The sequence below is a fragment of the Saccharothrix tamanrassetensis genome, assembly GCF_014203665.1.
GTDB lineage: Bacteria > Actinomycetota > Actinomycetes > Mycobacteriales > Pseudonocardiaceae > Actinosynnema > Actinosynnema tamanrassetense.
Genome location: NZ_JACHJN010000011.1, coordinates 42,362 through 64,511 on the forward strand (window position 1 = coordinate 42,362; position 22,150 = coordinate 64,511).

Consider the following 22,150-nt stretch of genomic DNA (forward strand, 5'->3'; position numbering starts at 1 on the left):
TGGTGACGGGGTCACAGCTCCCGCTTGAACGCCTTGCCGAGCCCCGTCACCAGGCAGATCGCCAACACCCAGCCGACTATCGTCAGACCGGTCGACACGCCGAGCGCCAACCCCTCCGGCACCCAGAAGTCCCGCTGCTTGAGGGTCACCACCGGGAGCAGCAGGTCGAGCGTGTAGACGAAGGGCTGGAACTCCAGGCACGCGTCAGGTCTCACCGGCTTGAAGCCTTCCTTCCCGATGAACGAGAACACCCCCCAACCGAGCAGCCACAGCACAGCGATCCAGATCAGCACGAGGAACGGCCGGTACCCGTATCCGACCGTGTACTTCAGTGCCAGGTCCGAAACCCTGGACAAGCGACCTGTCATCCCTTTGCGCGCAGCGCGCCGGGCGTCCTCCCCTGCGACCAACACGTCCTTCGCGTAGTTGTGCAGTCCCTGGGCTTCGTACAACGACGCCAACTGGAGGTAGACCTGCGGCGTGTACTCCCAGTTGCGCTTCAGCCAGTCGATGCGCTTCCCGACGTCGGGTCCGCCCTCGGCCAAGGCACCGTAGACGAACCCGTTCAACCTCATCCGATCCGGCCACTTGGTCTCCCGGTCGTCCAAGTGCGCCGCCCTGACCTGGTAGAGATCGACGCCGCCCTTCGGCTTGTCGGCGAACTTGAGGCGCAACGGCCCGCCGATCACCGCTCCCTTCAACACCAGGGCCCAGTCGTCGTCGCCGATCACCGCGTCCGCGAAGGACAGCTGCCCGCCGATCCGAGCGCCGCACAGGTCGATCCGGCCGCGGGCGAGGACTCTCTCGAAGTCGGCGGACTGCCGGACTTCCACCTGGACGCACTCGAGCGCGTTCGGGCGGTTGGTGAACTTCCCGCCGGCGCAGGAGAAGTTGCCACCGATCGTCGAGCCGCTCAACACCACACGCCCCTCGGCGTAGAACCCGTCGGTGCCGGTTCCGGTTCCGGTGCCGTGCCGGGTCGGACGTTCGCCGAGCACCAGGTCGCGGTGGACGGTCAGGCCGACCGCGTCCAGTGCGGTGTCCGTGCTGTTCTCGAACCGCCCGCCCTCGCACCACAGGTTGCCCCGGATCTCGGCACCGACCAGCAGGACCGTGCCCTTGGCGACGAACCCGCTGCGGCACAACACGTTCTGCGCCACTCGGGCGCGGGCGAGGTCCAGTGCGGTCCGACCGGGGTTGCCGAAGGTGCCACCGGTGAGGATCAACTGGCCGCGGATGTCACAACCCGTGAGATCGACCTCGCCCTTCACCGAGCACCCCTCCCCCAACAGGACATCGCTGCCCGCCCGGAGCCCCTCGGCGCTCAGGGCGACCTCGTGGGGATTGCGGAATTCGGCTTTCGCGCAGTCGATCCGGCCTTTCACCCGCGCACCGCGCAGGCGTGCCTCGCCCTCGACGCGGAAGCCGTTGCGCCAGAACATCTTCTCCTTCACGACGAGCCCGCTGAGCTCGAGCGCGATGCCACCGGGGTTGCGGAACGTCGCGTTCTCGCAGTCGAACTGCCCGCCGATACGGGCACCGATCATGCGGACCGCACCGTCGGCCACGAAGCCGTCCGAGCAGGCGGCGTCCTGCCCTACCACGATGCCGTCCGCGGACAGCGCCACGCCCCCGGCGTTGACCAGGTGGATGCCGGTCAACCGCCACTGACCGCCGACCCGGGCGCCCCGGAAGTCGACCGTTCCGGTACTGGCGCCTCCGGTCAGCTCGACGTTGGACGAAACGGTCACCTGCCCGCAGTCCAGACCGGGAAGAGCGCAGTCGGTGAAGTAGACCGCCGGGATGGCCGCCTGTTCCAGGTTGGGCGGCTCGTCGAAACGGCAGTTCCGGAAGTGCACCGGGTACGCCACAGCGCCTGCCTCCAGATCCAGCCGCCCGGTCAGGTGCGCGTCGTAGAGCTTCAAGATCCTCGGATGCGGCTGCCCATCCCACAACAGGTGGCTCCCCAGGAACGAACCTCGGATCCGCTCACCGGACGCGGAGTGCTCCACGACTTCGTCGCCGCCTCGTATGGCGTCGGCCAGCCGCTGTTCCGCTTCGTTCGGCTCGTCGTCCATCGGTTGGGTCATCGCGCCACACCTCCTGACTAACAGGGGTGTTGGTTACGTCGTATGGCGTAACCACGCGTTACCAACGGCGTAGCTACTTCACCCAAATGGGTGGACAAGGGGCCGACCCGCCCATTGCCGCCCCTGCACCCCCGCACGGGGAGCGTGCGGGCACAATGCCTGGTGTGACGACAGCCATCCACCAGAGGATCGCCGACGAGTTGGGCGTGCGTGACGGGCAGGTCAGCGCTGCCGTCGAGCTGCTCGACGGGGGCTCGACCGTGCCGTTCATCGCCCGCTACCGCAAGGAGGCGACCGGTGCGCTGGACGACGCCCAGCTGCGCACGCTGGAAGAGCGGCTGGGCTACCTGCGGGAGTTGGAGGAGCGGCGGGCGGCCGTGCTCGACTCGATCCGGTCGCAGGGCAAGCTCGACGACGCGCTGGAAGCCTCGATCCTCGCCGCCGACTCCAAGGCCCGGCTCGAAGACCTCTACCTGCCCTACAAGCCCAAGCGGCGGACCAAGGCGCAGATCGCGCGCGAGCAGGGGCTCGAACCGCTCGCCGACGGGTTGTTGAACGATCCGACGCTCGACCCGCAGCAGACCGCCCAGGCCTACCTGACCGAGGAGGTCGCGGACGTGGCCGCCGCGCTGCAGGGTGCGCGGGCGATCCTCGTGGAGCGGTTCGGCGAGGACGGCGACCTCATCGGCGAGCTGCGGGAACGGATGTGGGCGCAGGGGCGGGTGGCGTCCAAGGTCCGGGAGGGCAAGGAGGAGGACGGGGCCAAGTTCTCCGACTACTTCGACTTCTCCGAGCCGTTCACCAAGCTGCCGTCGCACCGCATCCTCGCCCTGTTCCGGGGTGAGAAGGAGGAGGTCCTCGACCTCCAGCTGGAGGCGGGCGACGACGACGAGCCGACCGGCTACGAGGTGCGGATCGCCTCCAGGTTCGGCGTCGACGACCGGGGCCGGCCGGCGGACCGCTGGCTCACCGACACCGTGCGCTGGGCGTGGCGCACCCGCATCCTCGTGCACCTGGGCATCGACCTGCGCACGCGGCTGCGCCAGTTCGCCGAGGACGAAGCCGTGAAGGTGTTCGCGTCGAACCTGCGCGACCTGCTGCTCGCCGCGCCCGCCGGCACCCGCGCCACGATGGGCCTGGACCCCGGTTTCCGCACCGGTGTCAAGGTGGCCGTGGTGGACGCGACCGGCAAGGTGGTCGACACCGACGTGATCCACCCGCACGTGCCCGCGAACCGCTGGGACGAGTCGATCGCCAAGCTCGCCGCCCTCGCACGCGAGCACGATGTCGAGCTGATCGCCATCGGCAACGGCACCGCGTCCCGCGAGACCGACAAGCTGGCCGGCGACCTGCTCAAGCGGCACGCCGACCTCAAGCTCACCAAGGTCGTGGTGTCCGAGGCGGGCGCATCGGTGTACTCCGCGTCGGCGTTCGCGTCCGCCGAACTGCCCGACATGGACGTGTCGCTGCGCGGCGCGGTCAGCATCGCCCGCCGGTTGCAGGACCCCTTGGCCGAACTGGTCAAGATCGACCCCAAGTCCATCGGCGTCGGCCAGTACCAGCACGACCTGTCCGAGTCGAAGCTGTCCCGCTCGCTCGACGCCGTGGTGGAGGACTGCGTGAACGCGGTCGGCGTGGACCTGAACACGGCGTCCGCGCCGCTGCTCACCCGCGTCTCCGGCATCACCGCCGGGCTCGCGGAGAACATCGTGCAGCACCGCGACCAGAACGGCCCGTTCCGGTCCCGCACGGCGCTGAAGAACGTGCCGCGGCTGGGCCCGAAGGCGTTCGAGCAGTGCGCGGGCTTCCTGCGCATCCCGAACGGCGAGGACCCGCTGGACGGGTCCGCCGTGCACCCCGAGGCGTACCCGGTGGTGCGGCGCATCCAGCAGCACGCCAAGGCCGAGCTGATCGGCAACACGACGGTGCTCAAGTCGTTGCGGCCGCAGGACTTCGTGGACGACAAGTTCGGTCTGCCGACCATCACCGACATCCTGCGCGAGCTGGAGAAGCCGGGCCGCGACCCGCGCCCGGCGTTCAAGACCGCGACCTTCGCCGACGGCGTGGAGAAGATCGTCGACCTCAAGCCCGGCATGGTGCTGGAGGGCGTCGTGACGAACGTGGCCGCGTTCGGCGCGTTCGTCGACATCGGCGTGCACCAGGACGGCTTGGTGCACATCTCGGCACTGTCCGACACCTACGTCAAGGACCCCCGGGACGTGGTCAAGTCCGGTGACGTGGTGCGGGTGAAGGTGCTGGAGGTCGACATCCCGCGCAAGCGGATCGGGCTGACCCTGCGGTTGCAGGACGAGCCAGGCCGGAAGACACCGCAGAAGGACCAGCAGCGCGGCGGCAGGGACCAGCAGCGCGGCGGCGGACGGCCTCGTCAGCAGCAGCAGCAACGCCAGGAACGGCCGCCCGCGAACGGGGCCATGGCGGAAGCACTGCGGCGCGCGGGGCTTGGCGGGGCCAAGTAGGGGTACCCGCTCGGCATGAGGGTCGTCGTCACGGGTGCCAGCGGCAACATCGGGACGGCCCTGTGCCGTGTCCTGCCCGCCGAACTGCCGGACGCCGACGTGCTGGGCATCGCCCGACGCGTTCCGGCCGATGAGGACCGCGCCGCCGGAGCACGGCACGGCGGCGCGGGGTCCGGTGGGACGCAGAGAGTTGCGGCGCAGAGAGGTGCGGCGCAGAGGAGCGAGACGCGGACCGGTGAGACGCGCCTCCACGAGTCGCGGGCAGGCGAGACGCGATCGGACGGGACGCGGGCCGGGCCGGGCGGTGTCTCCTGGTTGAGCTGCGACATCGGCGCGCCCTCGGCGGAAGCTCGGTTGACCAGGGCTTTCGCCGGGGCTGACGCCGTGGTCCACCTGGCCTGGGCGATCCAGCCCGGGATGGACGAGCCCGCGATGCGGCGCACCAACCTGGACGGCAGCGCGCACGTGCTCGCCGCCGCCGAACGGGCTGGCGTGCCGCACGTCGTGGTGGCCTCGTCGGTCGCCGCGTACACGCCCGCCGATCACCCCGTGGACGAGGACTGGCCGTGCGCCGGCGTGCCGGGCAGCACGTACAGCCTGCAGAAGGCGCAGCTGGAACGGATGCTGGACGGTCACGACGTGGCCCGCGTCCGACCGTGCGCGGTGGTCCAGCCGGACGCCGGGGCGGAACTCGACCGCTGGGTGCTCAGCCCGCTCATCCCGCCGTTCCTGATCGGACGGCGGTGGCTGCCGGTTCCCCTGTGGAACGGGCTGCGGGCACAGGTCGTGCACGCCGAGGACGTCGCGCGGGCCATCACGCTGATCCTGCGCCGGCGGGTGACCGGCGCGTTCAACGTGGCGTCCGGATCCGTGCTGCACGCCGACGAGCTGGCGGGCGTGCTCGGTGGTTTCCGGCTGCCGGTCCCGTTGCGGTTGCTGGAAGGCGTCGCGTGGCCCACGTGGCGGGTGGGTCTGCAGCCGATGCACCCGGGCTGGCTGCGACTCGCCGATCAGGCGTCCATTGTGGACACTTCCCGGCTGCGGGCGCTCGGTTGGCGGCCACGGCACGACGCGCGCGAGGCGCTGGCCGAGTTCGTCGCCGCCGTCTCGGAGGGCCGCGGGTCCTGGGGGCCCCTGGCGCCACGTGCCGGCGCGCGGTGGCGCAGACTGGGTCTGGCACGTCCGGTGCGGCAGAGCCAAGGGGGCTGAGTGAGCGACGACGTGGACGCCGTGGTCATCGGATCCGGTCCGAACGGCCTGGTGGCGGCGAACCTGCTGGCCGACGCCGGGTGGGACGTGCTGGTGCTGGAGGCGGCCGACGAGCCGGGCGGCGCGGTGCGCACCGCCGAGCTGACCGCGCCGGGGTTCCGCAACGACCTGTTCAGCGCGTTCTACCCGCTCGGTGCCGCTTCGCCGGTGATCGCCGGGCTGGGGCTGGAGCGGCACGGGCTGCGGTGGCGGCGGGCGCCCGAGGTGTTGGCGCACGTGCTGCCGGACGACCGGGCCGTGCTGCTGTCCACCGACGTCGAGCGGACCGCCGCGTCGGTGGACGCGTTCGGCGCGGGCGACGGGGACGCGTGGCGGGAGGAGTTCGTTCGCTGGCAACGGGTCCGGGACGAGCTGGTGGAGGCGTTGATGCGGCCGTTCCCGCCGGTGCGGGCGGGCGCGGGCCTGCTGGGCGCGTTGGGGCCGGCGGAGTCGCTGCGGTTCGCGCGGATGTTCGTGCAGTCCGTGCGGGCGTTCGGGAACGAGCGGTTCACCGGGCAGGGCGCGCCGTTGTTGTTGGCGGGCAACGCGATGCACACCGACCTGGGGCCGGATCAGGCCTGCAGCACGGCTTTCGGGTGGCTGCTGTCGATGCTCGGGCAGGACGTCGGCTACCCCGTGCCCGAGGGTGGCGCGGGGAAGCTGTCCGAGGCGTTGGTGAAGCGGTTCGGCGGACGGGTCGAGTGCGGTCGCGCGGTGACGCAGGTCGTGGTGTCGCAAGGACGCGCGCTCGGTGTGCGTGACGCCTCGGGCGGACTGGTGCGGGCGCGGAAGGCGGTGCTGGCGGACGTCGCCGCGCCGAGCCTGTACCTGGGTCTGGTCGGTGCGGAGCACCTGCCCGCTCGGCTGGTGGACGACCTGTCCAACTTCGAGTGGGACGACGCCACGGTGAAGGTGGACTGGGCGCTGTCCGGGCCCGTCCCGTGGACGGCGACCGAGGCCAAGGGCGCCGGCACCGTGCACCTGGGTGGCGACCTGAACGGGTTGTCGATCAGCAGCACGGAGATCGCGACCGGGCGACTGCCGCGCACGCCGTTCGTCATCATGGGGCAGATGACCACCACCGATCCGAGCCGGTCACCGGCGGGGACCGAGGCGGCCTGGGCGTACACGCACGTGCCGCGCGGCGAGAGCTGGTCGGCGGACCGGTTGCGACGGCGGGCGGACCGGGTGGAGCAGCTGATCGAGCAGCACGCGCCGGGGTTCCGCGACCTGATCGTCGCACGTGCGGTCCTGGGGCCGGCGGACCTGGAGGAGCGCAACGCGAGCCTGGTCGGCGGGTCGATCAACGCGGGCACGGCGGCGATCCACCAGCAGTTGGTCTTCCGGCCGGTGCCGGGGACGGGGCGGTCGGACACCCCGGTGGACCGGCTGTTCCTGGCGGGGGCGTCGGCGCACCCGGGCGGCGGTGTGCACGGTGCGCCCGGGGCGAACGCGGCACGGGCGGCGTTGGCGCGCAACGGTCTGGCGGGCGACGGCTACCGGCTGGTGATGCGCGGCCTGCACCGGGCCCTCTACCGCTGAACGACACAGCCGGACGACACCGGCTGGACGACCCGGCTTGGATCACGCCCGGCACAGGGTCATCGCCGCCCCGGCACAGAGTCATCGCCGCCCCGGCACAGAGTCATCGCCGCCCCGGCACAGGGTCATCGCCGCACCGGGTCATTCGCGGCGTTCGCCCGGCGGCTCCGCTCGGCGAGCCGTCAGGCGATCGCAGACGTCAAACGATCACTGCTTCGCTTCCCGCCGCACCGCCAGGTCGGCGAGCCGGTGCAGCGACTCGCGGTTGCGCGGTGCCAGCATGACCGCCTGAACGGGCGCGGGCAGCAGGGAGAGCGGTCCCTTCGACACTTCCTCGCTCATCCGCACGGTCGTCGCCCCGCCGGACTCGGACAGCTCGAACCGGATGTGCGCCTGGCCCAGCGGCCACAGGCCCGCGTCCAGTTCCAGCGCCCGCCGGTCCTCCACGGCACGGACCCTGGTCGTGTCCTTCACCTGGAGCGGCCACGGACCGATGCTGTGGTGCATCCGGGAGCCGGGCGCGGGCCAGTCCCCGTCGACCTCCCGGATGTGGGCCGCGCCCACCACCCAGCTCGCGTACGACCAGCCGTCCGCCAGCACCGCGAAGACCTGGTCCGCCGGTGCCGCAATCCGCAGGCTCACCTCTACCATGTCCTGCGGATTCCCCGGTCGGGCAGCCGGAAACTACCGGCTCGGGTGCCGTTGACGGATCTTTGTTACCGACCGGTAGGAGTGTTCGGCGAGAGCCGCTGGATGGCCTAGTCTCGTGACATGACCCACGTTCCACGAGCGGTCCACGACTGATCCGCACAGCGCGCCGGGACAGCTCTCGGAATGCATTCCGAAGGGTTCCGGCCTCGATCGGGCCGAACGGACCGACGGTCGACGATCTCCGCCGTGCACGCGAGGGGTGCTGCCCGTGAACGATCCGGGTTCTACCGCCGGGGCCCGCCGATCTCCGGGAGGGTCCGCATGACGCCACCGCGCACCAGCTCTCCCGTCCTGGTCGGCCGGGGCGACGAGCTGGCCGCGCTGCTCGGCGCGGTCGCCGACCAGCCGGCGGTCGCCCTCGTGGAGGGCGAGGCGGGCGTGGGCAAGAGCCGGCTGGTGCGGGAGCTGCTGCGCCGCCCGGAGGTGACGCCGCTGCGCGTGCTGACCGGGTTCTGCCAGCCGCTGCGGGAGCCGTTCCCGTACGGGGCGGTGCTGGACGCCCTGCGCACCGTCGCCGGACTGCTCGGCCGGGTGCCGCTGAGCCCCGTCACCGGCGTGCTGCGCCCGCTGCTGCCCGAGATCGCCGACCGGCTGCCCGACCCTCCGCCGCGCCCGGAGGACCCCCGGCACGAGCGGCACCACCTGTTCCGCGCGGTGCGGGAGGTGGTCGCCGCGCTCGGACCGGTGCTGCTGGTGGTGGAGGACCTGCACTGGGCCGACGACGGGTGCCGGCACCTGCTGCGGTTCCTGATGGCCGACCCGCCGCCGGACCTGACCGTGCTGGTGACCTACCGCCGTGAGGACTCGCCCGGCGGGATGCCGCTGGGCAGGGCCTACCGCCCGCCCGCCGGGGTGACCGGGGTGGTGGTCGGGCTGTCCCCGCTGGACGCGGCGCAGGTGCACGACCTGGCCGCGGCGATCCTGGACGTCGACGGGGTGTCCGCCGAGTTCGCCGCCCGGCTGCACGAACGCACCGCCGGCATCCCGTTCGTGGTGGAGGAGGTGCTGCGCGCGTTGCGCGACCCGGACTGGCGGCTGCTGGACGAGGTGGCGGTGCCCGCGCTGCTGCGGGACGCCATGGCCGAGCGGCTGGACCGGCTGACCACCACCGGGCGGCGGATCGCGCAGGCCGCCGCGGTGCTGGGCGTACCCGCCGAGGAGGAGCTGCTGGCCGAGGTCGGCGCGGTGGAGCCGGACCGGGCGCGGGCCGCGTTGACGCACGCCCTGCGCAGCGGGGTCCTCCACGAGGCCGCGGACATGCGGTACGGGTTCCGGCACATCTTGGCGCAGCAGGCGGTCTACGACACGCTGACCGGGCCGGAACGGCAGCGGCTGCACCTGCGGGCGTCGAGCGCGCTGGCGAACGTGACGCCGCGGCCGTTCATACAACTGGCCGAGCACAGCCTCAAGGCCGGCAGGCACACCGAGTGGCTGCGCAACTGCGAGGCCGCCGCCGACCGGGCGCTGGAGGTCGGCGACCCCTCCACCGCGACCCGGCTCTACCAGCGGCTGCTGGACGAAGCGTCGCCGGCACCGTCCGACGTCGACAGACTGGCGGTGAAGCTGGGCCTGGTGGCGCGCGGCGGCATCGACCAGCACGACCCGCGCGCCACCCTGGAACGCCTGCTCGACGACCGCCGGCTGTCCCGCTCCGCGCGCGGCCAGGTGCGGATGAACCTCGGGTTCCTGCTGATCCGGCAGTTCGAGGGCACGGTGCAGGCGCGCTCGCACCTCGAACAGGCCGTGACGGAGCTGGCCGACCAGCCGGAGCTGGCGATGCGCGCACGGGCCGTGCTCGGCCAGCCGTTCATCGGGGCGACGCCGCTGCACGAGCACCTGGGGTGGATGCGGGTGGTCGACTCGTACATCGAGTCCTGCGAGAACCCGGAGGTCCGGTACTCCCTGCTGGCCAACGAGCTCGGCTCCCGGCTGTCGATCGGCGACCACAGCGTGGTGTCCGAGCTGGACCGGCTGCCCGCCTCGTCGGCCGACGTGGAGATCCGGCGGCACCTGGCACGGGCCAACTGCAACCTCGCGGACGCCTGCGCGCTGGTCGGGCACTTCGACCTGGCCCACGACTTCCTTGACAAAGGGCTGCGGCTGACCGTCGGCGCGGGCGTGCCGTTCACCGCGAGCACCGGACAGTCGACGCGGATCCACCTGGACTGGTACTCGGGGAACTGGGGATCGCTGGTGGCGCGGGCCGGGCGGCTGCTGGACGAGTACCGCGAACTGCTGCCGGTGGCCAGTGAGATCTCGCTGGTGCTGGGCTGCCTGGCGGTGGCACGGGGCGACTGGGACGAGGCCGAGCGGTACCTCGCGGAGAGCGGCGTCCGGTCGGTGGAGAACTCGATCACGCCCGTGGCGCTGGGCGGTTTCGCCCCGCTGGCCCGGCTGTGGTTCGAACGCGGTGACCTGACGCGCGCTTGCGCCGAGGCCGACCTGGGGCTGGACCTGGTGCGGCGCAAGGGGGTGTGGGCGTGGACGGGCGAGCTGGCACCGGCCGCCGTGGACGCCTACTGCGCGGCGGGGCGGCTGGAGGACGCGGTGGAGCTGGTGGAGGAGCTGACCGCGGGTGTCGCCGACCGCGACGCGCCGCTGGCGCACGTGGCGCTGAAGGTGTGCCGGGCGCTGGTGGCGATGGGGCGGGACGACGACGCGGTGTTCCTGTTGCGGGACGCGAGGCGTGCCGCCGACGCGTTGGGGCTCGCGTACTACTCGGCGACGCTGTCGGAGCGGATCGCGTTGTGCGGGTTGGAGAGCGGGGACGCCTCGGCGGTGTCCGCGCTCGGCGAGGTGGCCGACCGGTTCGAGGCGCTGGGCGCCGGCCGTGACGCGGCCAGGTGCCGGCACCTGGTGCGCGGGACCGGGGTGGCGATGCCTTCGCGGCGGGGGCGGCGCGGGTACGGCAACGCGCTGTCGCCGCGGGAGCAGGACGTGGCGCGGTTGCTGGCACAGGGGCGGACCAACCGCGAGATCGCCGACGTGCTGTTCCTGTCGCCGCGGACCGTCGAGCAGCACGTGGCACGGGTGCTGCGCAAGCTCGGTGTGGCGTCACGGGCGGAGCTGCTGGCCTAGGCGCGGCCGGGTGCACGCCCGGCCTCCACCGCGAACGGGGCCGGGGAGAGCGTTCTCCCCGGCCCCGGCCCCGGACGCGCGAAGCACTGCGAAGTACTACAGGTACGACCGCTGGCCCCACGGCATCGCGGCGGCGAGCTGCGCTCGGCGGCCGATGTCGAGCTTGCGGTAGATGCGGGTGATGTGGAGTTCGACCGCCCGGGTGGACACCGAGAAGTGCTCGGCGATCTGCCGGTTGGTCATGCCCTCCAGCATCATCAGCGCGATGCGGTGCTCGTGCGGCGTCAACGGCTCGCGCGCACGGGCCTCCGCGCTCTGCCCGTCCCGCGGTCGGACGATGCCCGGCACCCGTTCGCCCTCCGGCACGCCCAGCAGCACGTGCCACTGCCGGATGCGCACCTCGGCGATGGACTGCGACCGGACGTACGGGTCGCCCCGGACGAGGTCGCGGGCCGCCGCCTCGTCGGGCACCTGGCAGATCAGCAGCACCCCCGAGCCGTCCGCCCACGGTCCGGTGCCCACCAGCACGCCCTGCTCGGCGAGCGGACGCCAGTATTCGCGATGGGCGAGGTGAATGGATCTACGTACCTGGCGCGCATCACGAAATGTCAACTCGACGGCGAAAGCCACTGGACTGATCCCCATTTCATATCCGCGGCCGACTTCGCCACATACTCAACTGGGGGCCCTATTCACTGTCAAGTGAGACACCTCACATGGGGGATTCCAAAACCTGATAGGCCCTATAGCCGCTTTTCGAACCAGTGCTCCGCACAGCGGTCGCTGTTGAACGGTGCTACCTCACGGTAACCGTGCCGCGCGTACAGCTTCCGGGCTTCGACCAGGTCAGCGCGGGTGTCCAGGCGGACGGCGGCGGCACCAATCGAGACGGCGGCGTCCTCGACCGCGCCCAGCAGGCTGCTCCCCCGCCCAGCCCACGCGCCGCCGGATGGACGAACAGCCGTTTCAACTCGGCGGTTTCCGGGCTGACCACCCGGACCCGGCACAGCCCAGCGGCCGGCCGTGGTGGCGGGCCACGAAGAAGGCGTCGAGGTCGTCGACGGGGTCCTCGACGACCGCCTGGTCCACCTCCGCGTCGGTGGCCGGACGGCCGTGGTGGCGGTCGATGATGTCGGTCAGGTAGGTGCGCATGAGCTCGACGGCCTCCGGGTCGTCGGCGGGCGCGCGCGGAACGGTCCGGTTGTGCACCGCGTAATTGTCCGCGCGATTGGGCCGTTCGGACACCTGCTTTTACTCATTCCGGACGCGTGTAAAGTCCACGCCCGTGGCAGCGCAACAGGTCCGCGTCGAGCGGGACGCGGCGGGTCTGGCCGTGCTCACCTTCGACGCTCCCCCGCTGAACCTCTACACCGCCGAACTCCAAGACCTGCTGGACGGCGCGATCGGCGACCTGGAGGACCGGCCCGCGCGGGCGCTGCTGGTGCGCGCCGAGGGCAAGGTGGTCAGCGGCGGGGTGGACGTCAACCTGTTCGCCGCGCAGCAGAGCCGGACTCGGGCCAAGGCGTTGTTCGACCAGATGCTGGACCTGCCGGACCGGGTGGCCGCGCTGCCGTTCCCGACCGTGTTCGCCGCGCACGGGCTGTGCCTGACGTGGGCGTTCGAGGTCGCGGTGGCGTGCGACGTCCTGCTGGCCGCCGAACGGGCGCAGTTCGGCCTGGTGGAGAAGGTCATCGGGCTGACCCCGACGATGGGCGGCACGCAGCGGCTGGCCGCGCGCGCGGGCGTGGGGCGGGCCAAGGAGTTCGTGATGACCGGCGACCGCTACGACGCGTCGACCCTGGAACGGTGGAACGTGGTCAACCGCGTGCTGCCGGACGAGGGTTTCGACGACGCCGCGCTGCGGTTCGCCCAGTCGCTGGCGGCCGGCCCGACCATGGCGCACGCCGCGACCAAGCAGGTGCTGGCGCACTACGAGCGCGGCGGCGTGGCCGAGGCGAACGAGCACATCACCTCCATCGCGGCCGACCTGTTCGAGACCGAGGACCTCCAGGGCGGCGTCCGGTCGTTCCTCGCCGACGGGCCGGGCAAGGCCACGTTCAGCGGTCGCTGACCGCCACCCGCGCCGGCAGCCTCCGAGTCGGCTCCAGCGCCGTCGGACCCGCCTCACCACCGCCCAGGGCCCGGGTGCGTCCGGACAGGCGCCTCAACGGGCGTCGTAGACCGTGGGCCCGTACCAGGCCAACGCCGACCGCAGCTCGGCCACGTCCCGCTCCCGGCGCTTGCGGTACCGCTCGTGCGAGATCGGGTAGACCCGCAGGCCGCCCTTGTAGGACTGGAAGCTGCCGCGCCCCAGCGTCTCCGGCACCTGCGCCGCGCCGACCAGCCACACCACCACCCACGGCCGCGAGTTCGGCCCCTCCACCTTGACCCGCGAGATCGCGTACCACGGCAGTCGGCGCTTCTGCTCGCCGCTGGACACGGTGATCCCGTCCGGTCCGACGTCGATGGTCAGCGGCGTCCTCACCGTCCCCACCAGCAGCCTGATCGCGACCAGCGCGAAGACCCCGAACGCGAGGAACGCCGCCAACCGCACCCCGCTCTGGGCGCCGGACGCCGAGTCGGCGATCGAGCCGCAGACGACCGCGGCCAACGCGTGCGCGGCCGTCCACCCCAGGCCGACCGCCCGGGACGTCTTGAACTGCACCCCGCTCTTCTTCGACGGCGGCGTGTACGGCCGGATCGGGCCACTCGGCGGCACGACCTTCGGCACGGCCGGCGCCGCGGCGGGCGGCGGGTCCTCCACCAGCAGCCGGGTCGGCGGTTTGCGCTCCTCGGCGAGCACCCTGGTCGGCGGCTTCGCGGGCAGCTCGCGCAGCTCGGTGTGCCGCTGCTCGACCAGCGTCCGGATCTGCGCGGGCAGCCACGACGGCTCGCTGGACGGCGGTCCGATCAGCTCCAGCAGCCGGGCGGGCGAGGGCCGGTGCAGCGGCTCGCGGACCAGGCACGGCACGATCAGCGGCACCAGGCCCGGCGGCACCCGGCTCAGGTCCGGCTCCTGGTGCACGACCCGGTAGACCAGCGCGGACGTGGCGCCCTCGCCGAACGGCCCGGCCCCGGTCGCCGCGTACACCAGCACCGAGCCCAACGCGAAGACGTCGCTCTGCGGCGAGATCTTCGACCCGACGACCTGCTCGGGCGAGAGGTAGCCGGGCGTGCCGAACACGATCCCGGCCTCGGTCAGCGCCGAGTGCTCCATCGCCCGCGCGATGCCGAAGTCGATGACCCGCGGCCCGTCGTTGGCCAGCAGCACGTTCGACGGCTTGAGGTCCCGGTGCACCAGCCCCGCGCCGTGGATCGCGACCAGCGCCTCGGCCAGCCCGCCCGCGAGCCGCCGCACGGCCCGTTCGGGCAGCGGGCCGTAGTCCTGGACGGCCTGGTGGAGGGTCGGGCCGGGCACGTACTCGGTGGCCATCCAGGGCCGGTCGGCGTCGGGGTCCGCGCCGACCACGGTGGCCGTCCAGAACCCGCCGACCGACCGCGCCATCTCGACCTCGCGCCGGAACCGCTCCCGGAACTCCGGGTTGTCCGCGAGCTCGGCGCGCGCCACCTTCACGGCGACCGGCCGCCCGCCGCGCGAGCGGGCGAGGTAGACGGATCCCATCGCGCCTCGGCCCAGGGCGGCGAGCAGCGTGTAGTCGCCGATCCGCGGAGGGGCGTTCGGAGGCAGTGGCTGCACGACACCCACATTAGAGGCGTCCGGGGCCCAGGTCCGCGAAGTCGGGTAGTTCTACGCACCACAGCCCGCAGCCGGCTGCGCTCCGGCGCGCGCCACCGGGCCCGGTCCGCACCCCCGGCCACCACCGGCGAGCCCGGTCCGGAGTCGTCGGCGGTCCGGCCCAGCGCCGGTGCAAGCGGCCCGGCCAGGGGTCGTCGACGAGCCCCGCCCCCGGCCGCCACGCCGCGAGTTCGTCCCGGGGCGGTCAGCGCGCTTCGGCGCGGGCCACCAGCTCGGCCGCCCTGGAGTGCCACGAGAACCGGGTCACCGACGCGCGCAGGGCGTCCGCCGGGCGCGGGCCTCCCTCGGCCAGGCTCCGCCGCACCGCCTCCACGAACTCCGCGTGGCCGCCCGCCACCCGCACCCGGTCGGTGTAGGCCGCCAGCTCGGCGAAGTCCGTGCTCACCACCGGCAGGCCCAGGGCCAGGTACTCCTTGAGCTTGATCGGGTTGGAGTGCTTGATCCAGCTGTTGTCCTGCCACGGCATGATCGCCACGTCGAACGCCGAGCCGTAGGCCGGGATCGTGTCGTAGGGCCGGAAGCCGAGCCAGTGCACGTTCGGGTACTTGTCGAACCGCTCCATCGGGTGCGTGGCGTCGCCGATCAGCACCAGGGACGCGTCGGGCAGCTCCGCCGCGAGGCGTTCCAGCAGGTCGAAGTCGACCACGAAGTCGTCCAGCGCGCCGAAGAACCCGATCCGCGGGCCGTCGACGGCCCGGATGTCGGCCGGCCACTCGGTTTCCGGGCGGGCGGTGAAGTGGTCGACGTCCACGCCGTGGTCCAGGAAGTGGGCGCGGTCGCCGGTGCGCGGGCGTTCTTCCTCCATCAGCGCGTGGCTGACGTAGACGACGTGGTCCGAGTGCTCCAGCAGCCGGTGCTCCAACGCCTCGATCGACGCGCGGTCGGCCTCCGGGAAGTCGGAGTGCCGGTCGGAGCGGTTGAACACCAGGCTGTGCTTGCGCATCGGGGCCACCACGTCCCACGCGGTCGGGATGGTGACCATGATCACGGGTGTGCGCAGCCGCAGGGCGGTCGCGACCAGCCGGACCTGGGCGCGCACCAGCACCGCGTTCACCTTGCGCAGGAACGGCGATCCGTAGAACGGCAGCGGCAACGGGGACATCACGTAGAAGTTCGGCAGCGGCTCGCGGACGAACTTCGCCACGCTGCGCAGCTTGCGCAGGATCCGCCGGGCCACGTGCGTGCTGTTGCCGGGCGTCGGCATCCGCATGCCGATGCTGTTGACCACCAACACCTTCCGGCGTTCGGCGACGGACCGCATCAGCTGGAAGTCCGAGTGCGCCCGGTTGTGGTACCACCAGTCCTGGGCGGAGAAGCAGATCCAGCCGTGCGCCTCACCGGACCGACCCGGCCACTTCCGCCAGCGCAGGAGGTCGCCGACCGCCTTCCGGTGCTTTGGTTCGCGAGGCGCCCGGAGCAGTTCGTTGAGCAGCACCGCCCACCACATCGCGAACGCCGCCACACGGCCGCGGCGTTCGCGGATCATCCGCACGCGGTTCGTCGTGGCCATCGACCACAGCACGGGCGAAGTGGACTGCTCGCCGCCCAAGTGGACGGCACGGGCGCGCGGCTCGTAGCGGATGCCGTACCCGCGCTCGCCGGCGCGCAGCATGTACTCGGTCTCCTCCGAGTACAGGAAGTACCGCTCCTCCAACGTTCCCGTCGCGTTCCGGCACGCCCGGGAGACCATCCACGCGGCTCCGGTCACCCAGTCCGCCGCGCCCGCCGTCTCGTAGTGGCGCTGACCCACCACCACTTCGCCCAACGCCTCGACGCGGCCGGCACGGGTGCCGCCCAGCACAGCCTCACCCAGGGCGCGCAACGGGTTCGGCGCGCGGCGCAGGGACAGCTGCTGGGTGCCGTCGGCGTTGAACAACCGGGGTGCGGCGATGCCGGTGCCGGGCAGGGCGAGCGTGGCGCGCAGCACCGCGATCGCGTCCGGCTCCAGCCGCACGTCCGGGTTGAGCACCAGGATGTCGCAGTCCGGCGCGGCGGCGAACCCGGCGTTGACGCCCGCCGCGAAACCGTCGTTCGTCGGCCGCGCCACGATCTGCGCGTCCGGCGCGACGCGCGCCACCACGTCCCGCGTGTCGTCGGTGGACGCGTTGTCCACCACGACCACCCGGCCGTCCGGTTCGGACTCCAGCGCCACGGCGATCGACCGGAGGCACTCCTCCACCACGTCGGCACTGTGATAGGTCACTACGACCACGGCGAGCGGCACGGTCACTTCTCCCGGCTGAAGCGGAGGCGGAGGGCGTCGGACAGCAGGCGGAACGCGAACGGCAGGTCGTCGCGGAGGTAGCGCTTGGCCAGCCGGCGCGGTTCGAGGGCGAGGCGGTGCAGCCACTCCGCGCCCATCTTCTGCACCACGCCGGACGCCCGGCGGAACTCGCCCGCCGCCATCGGGATGCCCGCGCCGCAGCCCAGGAACCAGGCTTGCGGCAGTTCCGCGCGCAGCAGCCTGATCAGCCGTTCCTGCTTGGGGAAACCCAGACCCACCAACACCAGGTCCGGTTTGCCCTGCACGACCTTCGCCACGGCTTCCGCGGTGGCTGCCGGGTCGGTGTCGAAGCCGAACGGCGGCGAGTCGGTGCCCGCGATCCGCAGTCCGGGGTACCGCGCCCGCAACACCTCGGCCGCCTTCTCCGGGATGCCCTCGTCGCCGCCCAGCAGGTAGACCGAGCGGCCCTCCCGCGCGGCGGCCTCGGACAGGGTGAACACCAGGGACGCCCCGGTGACCCGTTCCGGCACCCGGACGCCCGCCAGCCGGCCCGCCCACACCACGGGCATGCCGTCGGCGACGACCATTTCGGACTCGGCGACCAGCGCGGCCAGTCCGGGGGTGCGGGTCGCGGCGCGGACGATGTCCACGTTCGCGGTGACGATCGCGCCGCCCTCGCCTTGCTGCCACGCCCGCGCGACGTGGTCGGCGACACCGGATTCGCTGACGGACCACACGTCGACGGCACCCACCCGGACGTGGGGCGGCGGGATCTGCGGCATACCCGCGTCATCGGGTTCGGGCAGGTCCCCGTTACCGGTGGAGGACGTGATCGACGACGCGGTAACGGCTACCGGCGGTAACCGATAACGAGGTCATGTACGTCGCTTCCGTCCGGCCGTCGGAACGGGTCAAGGGCAAGGTGCCCGGCACCGTCGTGGCGCTGGGCACGGTGAGCCTGCTGACCGACGTGTCGGCCGAGATGATCACCGCGTTCATGCCGGTCTACCTGCTCTACACGCTGCAGATGGGTTACGCGCAGTTCGGCATCCTGGACGGTCTGTACACGGGCGCGACGGCCGTCCTGCGGCTCGTCGGCGGGCACCTCTCCGACCGCACCCGCCGGCACAAGGCGGTCGCCGGCGCCGGTTACGCACTGTCCGCGGTCACCAAGCTGCTCTTCCCGTTGGTCGGCGCGAACGCGTTCGGCATCGGCGCGACGATGGCCGCCGACCGCGCGGGCAAGGGCCTGCGGACCGCGCCGCGCGACGCGCTGATCTCGCTGGCCACTCCCCCGGAGCGGCTCGGCGTGGCGTTCGGCCTGCACCGCAGCATGGACACGGTGGGCGCGCTGCTCGGCCCGCTGATCACGTTCCTGCTGCTGGCCCAGATCGGCATCGTGGCCGGTCCGGTGTTCGTGATCAGCGCGTGCTTCGCGGTGGTCGGGCTGATCGTGCTGATCGCGTTCGTGCGGGAGAACGCCGGCGAGGCGAAGCGGGGGCCGAAGCCATCGGTCAAGGCCGGCCTGGCCCTGCTGAAGGACGCGGGCTACCGCAAGGTCGCGATCACCGCCGCCGTGCTGGGGCTGGCGACGGTGTCCGACGCGTTCGTCTTCATCCTGGTGCAGCAGGCCACCGGCATCCCGCTGGCCTACCTCCCGTTGATGCCGTTGGGCACGGCCCTGGTGTTCCTGGTGGCCGCCGCGCCGATGGGCCGGCTCGCGGACAAGGTCGGGCGCCGGCCGGTCTTCCTCGCCGGGCACGTGTTGCTGCTGGCCGTCTACCTCCTGCTGCTCGCCCCGGACAGCGGGTACTTCGGCGTCGGCGCCGCCCTGCTGCTGCACGGCCTGTTCTACGCCGCCACGGACGGGGTCCTGTCCGCTCAGGTGAGCGCCCTGGTGCCCGAATCGCTGCGCGCGTCCGGTCTTTCCGTGGTGCAGACGGGCCAGGCTCTCACCCGGTTGGTCTCCTCGGTCGGATTCGGCTTCCTGCTCCAGTTCGCCGCGTTCGGCACCGCCGTTCACGCGGCGATCGGCGCATTGGCGCTGGCGATCGTGCTGGCTTGGCGAATGTCCTGATTCCGCACCCACCGGACCGATATCGTGGACGCGTCACAGCGAAGCGATCCGGAGTCGCCGTTGAAACGTCCGTGGTGGGTGATCCAGCTGTTGTGGGCGGTCCCGCTGCTGCTCGGCGTGTCCGCTTTCGTGGTGTGGCTGCTGTTGCTGGGCAACAAGGGGCAGGGCATCGCCGACGCGGTGTCCGTGCTGGTCGGGACCGTCTCGTTGGTCGTGGCGGTGCTGGGGTTGCAGCACTCCTCGGGCCGCAGGAATGCGGAACCACGTCGGCAAGGACCCCGCAAACCGCTGCCGCGCTGGATTTTCGCCGCGGCGGGTGCGGCGATCGGCGCAATCGCCGGTCTGTTCTTCTGGCTGGTCGTGGTGAAACCGGACGTGCCGGTCACCGATTTGGCGGAAATATCCAATGGCAATCAAATGACCGACGGTGAGCAGGCCAGCTTCCGCGTTCCGGGCACGCCACCCGAACGGCGGTATCTGTTCATCACGCCGGTCCTGGTGAACCACGAGTCCGTGGGCGACTGCGTCGGTTCGGCGCAGCTCACCGTCACGCTCGTCCGGGACGGCCGCAAGGACCCGCCGCTGCAAGGGCGGCTGCCCGGCGGAGAGGTCCGGCTCGACCTGGCAGGAACCACCCGCGAGGCGCGGGTGCTGATCGCGCTGTCCATGCCGGACCAGGCCTGCACCGTCGACCTCGGCCTGAGCGAAGCCGTCCTCTACAACTGAGGGGAACCCGGATGACCACGAACAGGGTCGCCGCCGCACTCGTCGCGCTGGTCGCACTGGCCGCGTGCACCGCGCCGCCCGCGCAGCAGCCGGCCCGGTCGGCCGACCCGAAGCCGGCGTCGCACCCGGTCAACGTCGGCGTCGGCACGGACATCCCGGGCATGGCGGTGTTCGACCCCAAGTCGCACGTGCGGCGCGGGTTCGACGTCGACCTGTACCAGTGGCTGGGCAACAACACCGAGCCGAAGTTCACCCCGGTGGAGGTGGACGTGCTGGTCCCGCACCGGGTCGACGCGCTCGTCGCGGGCGAGGTCGAACTGGTGGTGCACGTGTTCTCGATCACCGACGAGCGCCGGCTCAGGATCTCCTTCGCCGGTCCGTACCTGGTCACCCAGCAGGGCGTGATGGTGCGCCAGGGCGACAAGCGCATCGAGACCATCGACGACCTGGCCGGGAAGACGGTGTGCGCGCAGACCGACAGCACGTCGTACGCCCAGCTGAACTCGGGCTCGCTCAAGGGCAAGGTCACCACGACCACCGACGACAGCACGCGCGGCTGCGTCGACCGGCTGTTGCGCCAGGAGGTGGACGCCGCGTCCACCGACGAACTCGTCCTGCGCGGCTTCGCCCAGCAGACGCCGGGCCTGGAGGTGCTCGACCTGCGGTTCGGAACGAAGGAGCGCTACGGCATCGGCCTGCCGAAGGGTGACCGCGAGCTGTGCGAACGGATGACCGAGGGCATCCGGACGTTCATCACCAACGGCCTGTGGGACCAGTTCTTCCGGACGAACTTCGGCGACATCCCCTCGGAGACCTACCGACCGGACCCGTACCGGCTCGACCCGTGCACGTGAGCACGGGTCGAGCCGGCAGTCGCCTTACAGCAAGCCGATCGTGCCGTGCGAGACGGACGGGCCGTGCGTGACGTCGCCGGGGTACGCGGCGGTGTAGCCCCGGAGCAGCGTCGCCAGACCCACCAGCAGCGGCACGTCCGCGTTGCAGGTGGCCTTGCCGACCGAGTTGGTCACCGCCGTGCACAGCGGGTGCCCCTTGACGGTGCGGAACGCGACCGTCTTGCCGACCACCGGTCTCCCGGTGTGCGACTCGGTGAGCTTCGCGTTCATGCCGCGCACGGTGAACCCGAGCAACCGCAGTTGCAGTGACGCGTGGCCGGCGACGAGCTTGGTCGGGGCGGGCGGCACGGCGTGGATGGCGACGCCGACCGGGTTGGTGCCGACCGCGAGCGTGCCGACCACCGACAGGGATGCGGTGTCCACAATGGATACCGTTCCGCTGTTGAAGTTGGTCACGTACGCCTTGGCGCCGTCCGGCGTGAGCGCCACACCGATCGGCCGGTCGCCGACCGGGACCGCGGCGACCGGGGCCATCGCGTTGACGTCCACCGCGGAGAGCGTGTCGCCCTCGCTGTTGGTGACGAACGCGCGGGAGCCGTCCGGTGAGATCGCGATGCCGTGCGGGGTGAAGCTCACCGGGATGGTCCCGACGACGGCGTTGCCGGCCACCGACACCACGGCCACGTTGTTGGAGAACTTGTTGACCACCAACAGCTTCGTACCATCCGGCGTCACCGCGACGGCGGTCGGCGTGTTGCCGGTGGGGATTTCCGTGATCTCGGTGTTGGTCGTGGTGTCGACCACGGACACCGTGCCCGCGCCCACCACGTCGTGCGCCACGTAGAGGCGCGTACCGTCCGGCGTCAGCGCGACACCGTCCGCGTTGGGGCCCACCGGGATCGTCTCGGTCGCGGTCAACGTGGCCGCGTCCACCACGGAAACCGTTCCCGCGAGGTAGTTCGAGACGTAGACGTGGCTGCCGCCGGGCGACACGACCACACCCGCCGGACCGTCACCGACCGGGACGACCGCGTCGATGGTGTTGGTGGGCGTGTCGATGACGGTCAGCGTGTCGTCGCGCACGTTCGTCACGTAGCCGCGCGCGCCGTCGAACGCCACGCCCACGCCGTACGGGGAATCCCCGTTGGAGTCGGACAGCGTGCTGGTGAGGGTGTCGGTCGCGGTGTCCAGTACGGACACCCCGCCACCGTTGTTCGCGATGTAGCCGAGGACGCGGTTCGGCGCGGCGACCGCCGTCCCGGAGGGCGCCAGCAGCAGAGCCGCTCCCAGCGCCACCGCCCCGCTCAGCGCCATGGGTCTGCGGAAAGTGCTGGGCCGGTCTGTTCTGAGCATCGGTCGGCCTCCA

The 22,150-nt window shown here is 71.9% G+C and carries 16 protein-coding genes; 8 read left to right on the forward strand and 8 right to left on the reverse strand.

All coding sequences use genetic code 11. The features are described from left to right. Positions 1 to 11 precede the first annotated feature (11 nt). Complete coding sequence (locus FHS29_RS29545; protein WP_184696254.1) at positions 12 to 2,090, reverse strand: hypothetical protein; 2,079 nt, start codon at positions 2,088 to 2,090, stop codon at positions 12 to 14. 155 nt (positions 2,091 to 2,245) lie between these two features. On the opposite strand from FHS29_RS29545, the gene FHS29_RS29550 reads away from it, so the two are divergent. Genes FHS29_RS29550 through FHS29_RS29560 form a run of 3 tightly spaced genes read left to right on the forward strand, consistent with a single transcriptional unit; the run spans position 2,246 to position 7,357 of the window. Beyond that, positions 2,246 to 4,567, forward strand: coding sequence for a Tex family protein (locus tag FHS29_RS29550; protein ID WP_184696256.1), 2,322 nt, complete (start codon positions 2,246 to 2,248; stop codon positions 4,565 to 4,567). Positions 4,568 to 4,582: 15 nt separating this feature from the next. After that, positions 4,583 to 5,776 carry an NAD-dependent epimerase/dehydratase family protein gene (locus tag FHS29_RS29555; protein WP_184696257.1) on the forward strand — a complete coding sequence of 398 codons (1,194 nt, stop codon included), beginning with the start codon at positions 4,583 to 4,585 and terminating at the stop codon, positions 5,774 to 5,776. Next, on the forward strand, positions 5,777 to 7,357 hold the full coding sequence (locus FHS29_RS29560) for a phytoene desaturase family protein (protein ID WP_184696259.1): 1,581 nt from the start codon (positions 5,777 to 5,779) through the stop codon (positions 7,355 to 7,357). Between the two features lie 207 nt (positions 7,358 to 7,564). On the opposite strand, the gene FHS29_RS29565 is transcribed toward FHS29_RS29560, so the two are convergent. Next, positions 7,565 to 8,008: an SRPBCC family protein gene (locus FHS29_RS29565; RefSeq protein ID WP_184696261.1), complete on the reverse strand. Its 444-nt coding sequence runs from the start codon at positions 8,006 to 8,008 to the stop codon at positions 7,565 to 7,567. 321 nt (positions 8,009 to 8,329) lie between these two features. Here FHS29_RS29565 and FHS29_RS29570 point away from each other — a divergent pair, with 321 nt between their 5' ends. Further along, positions 8,330 to 11,146 (forward strand): ATP-binding protein, encoded by a 2,817-nt coding sequence (locus FHS29_RS29570; protein ID WP_184696263.1) that lies wholly within the window; start codon positions 8,330 to 8,332, stop codon positions 11,144 to 11,146. Between the two features lie 96 nt (positions 11,147 to 11,242). Here FHS29_RS29570 and FHS29_RS29575 read toward each other — a convergent pair whose 3' ends face one another. Then, the gene (locus FHS29_RS29575; RefSeq protein WP_246440993.1) at positions 11,243 to 11,758 is read right to left on the reverse strand and encodes a LuxR C-terminal-related transcriptional regulator; all 516 of its coding nucleotides are present in this window, start codon (positions 11,756 to 11,758) and stop codon (positions 11,243 to 11,245) included. 354 nt (positions 11,759 to 12,112) lie between these two features. Next, positions 12,113 to 12,355 (reverse strand): hypothetical protein, encoded by a 243-nt coding sequence (locus FHS29_RS38300; RefSeq protein ID WP_312865155.1) that lies wholly within the window; start codon positions 12,353 to 12,355, stop codon positions 12,113 to 12,115. A 76-nt stretch (positions 12,356 to 12,431) separates the two neighbouring features. Here FHS29_RS38300 and FHS29_RS29585 point away from each other — a divergent pair, with 76 nt between their 5' ends. Then, the gene (locus tag FHS29_RS29585) at positions 12,432 to 13,217 is read left to right on the forward strand and encodes an enoyl-CoA hydratase/isomerase family protein (protein ID WP_184696267.1); all 786 of its coding nucleotides are present in this window, start codon (positions 12,432 to 12,434) and stop codon (positions 13,215 to 13,217) included. Between the two features lie 93 nt (positions 13,218 to 13,310). Here the strand turns inward: FHS29_RS29585 and FHS29_RS29590 are convergent, their stop codons facing one another. The 3 genes from FHS29_RS29590 to FHS29_RS29600 form a co-directional block, all read right to left on the reverse strand. Next, positions 13,311 to 14,843, reverse strand: a complete 1,533-nt coding sequence (locus tag FHS29_RS29590) for a serine/threonine-protein kinase (RefSeq protein WP_312865156.1) — start codon at positions 14,841 to 14,843, stop codon at positions 13,311 to 13,313. A 244-nt stretch (positions 14,844 to 15,087) separates the two neighbouring features. Beyond that, positions 15,088 to 17,106: a glycosyltransferase gene (locus FHS29_RS38305; RefSeq protein ID WP_376774483.1), complete on the reverse strand. Its 2,019-nt coding sequence runs from the start codon at positions 17,104 to 17,106 to the stop codon at positions 15,088 to 15,090. Positions 17,107 to 17,129: 23 nt separating this feature from the next. After that, complete coding sequence (locus FHS29_RS29600) at positions 17,130 to 17,909, reverse strand: WecB/TagA/CpsF family glycosyltransferase (RefSeq protein ID WP_184696272.1); 780 nt, start codon at positions 17,907 to 17,909, stop codon at positions 17,130 to 17,132. A 95-nt stretch (positions 17,910 to 18,004) separates the two neighbouring features. Between FHS29_RS29600 and FHS29_RS29605 the strand changes: the two genes are divergently transcribed. The 3 genes from FHS29_RS29605 to FHS29_RS29615 are packed head-to-tail and all read left to right on the forward strand — an operon-like array spanning position 18,005 to position 20,784. Continuing rightward, a complete protein-coding gene (locus tag FHS29_RS29605; protein WP_184696274.1) occupies positions 18,005 to 19,204 on the forward strand; it encodes an MFS transporter in 1,200 nt (399 codons plus the stop codon). Between the two features lie 60 nt (positions 19,205 to 19,264). Continuing rightward, on the forward strand, positions 19,265 to 19,930 hold the full coding sequence (locus FHS29_RS29610; RefSeq protein WP_184696276.1) for a hypothetical protein: 666 nt from the start codon (positions 19,265 to 19,267) through the stop codon (positions 19,928 to 19,930). 11 nt (positions 19,931 to 19,941) lie between these two features. Continuing rightward, positions 19,942 to 20,784 carry a transporter substrate-binding domain-containing protein gene (locus FHS29_RS29615; protein WP_184696278.1) on the forward strand — a complete coding sequence of 281 codons (843 nt, stop codon included), beginning with the start codon at positions 19,942 to 19,944 and terminating at the stop codon, positions 20,782 to 20,784. A gap of 24 nt (positions 20,785 to 20,808) precedes the next feature. On the opposite strand, the gene FHS29_RS29620 is transcribed toward FHS29_RS29615, so the two are convergent. Next, positions 20,809 to 22,137, reverse strand: coding sequence for a beta-propeller fold lactonase family protein (locus FHS29_RS29620; RefSeq protein WP_184696280.1), 1,329 nt, complete (start codon positions 22,135 to 22,137; stop codon positions 20,809 to 20,811). Positions 22,138 to 22,150 lie beyond the last annotated feature (13 nt).

Excerpts from the sequence above, each read along its gene's own strand:
- FHS29_RS29545 (WP_184696254.1), bottom strand. The coding sequence starts at position 2,090 with ATGACCCAACCGATGGACGACGAGCCGAACGAAGCGGAACAGCGGCTG.
- FHS29_RS29550 (WP_184696256.1), top strand. The coding sequence starts at position 2,246 with ATGCCTGGTGTGACGACAGCCATCCACCAGAGGATCGCCGACGAGTTG.
- FHS29_RS29555 (WP_184696257.1), top strand. The coding sequence starts at position 4,583 with ATGAGGGTCGTCGTCACGGGTGCCAGCGGCAACATCGGGACGGCCCTG.
- FHS29_RS29565 (WP_184696261.1), bottom strand. The coding sequence starts at position 8,008 with ATGGTAGAGGTGAGCCTGCGGATTGCGGCACCGGCGGACCAGGTCTTC.
- FHS29_RS29570 (WP_184696263.1), top strand. The coding sequence starts at position 8,330 with ATGACGCCACCGCGCACCAGCTCTCCCGTCCTGGTCGGCCGGGGCGAC.
- FHS29_RS29600 (WP_184696272.1), bottom strand. The coding sequence starts at position 17,909 with ATGCCGCAGATCCCGCCGCCCCACGTCCGGGTGGGTGCCGTCGACGTG.
- FHS29_RS29605 (WP_184696274.1), top strand. The coding sequence starts at position 18,005 with ATGTACGTCGCTTCCGTCCGGCCGTCGGAACGGGTCAAGGGCAAGGTG.
- FHS29_RS29615 (WP_184696278.1), top strand. The coding sequence starts at position 19,942 with ATGACCACGAACAGGGTCGCCGCCGCACTCGTCGCGCTGGTCGCACTG.
- FHS29_RS29620 (WP_184696280.1), bottom strand. The coding sequence starts at position 22,137 with ATGCTCAGAACAGACCGGCCCAGCACTTTCCGCAGACCCATGGCGCTG.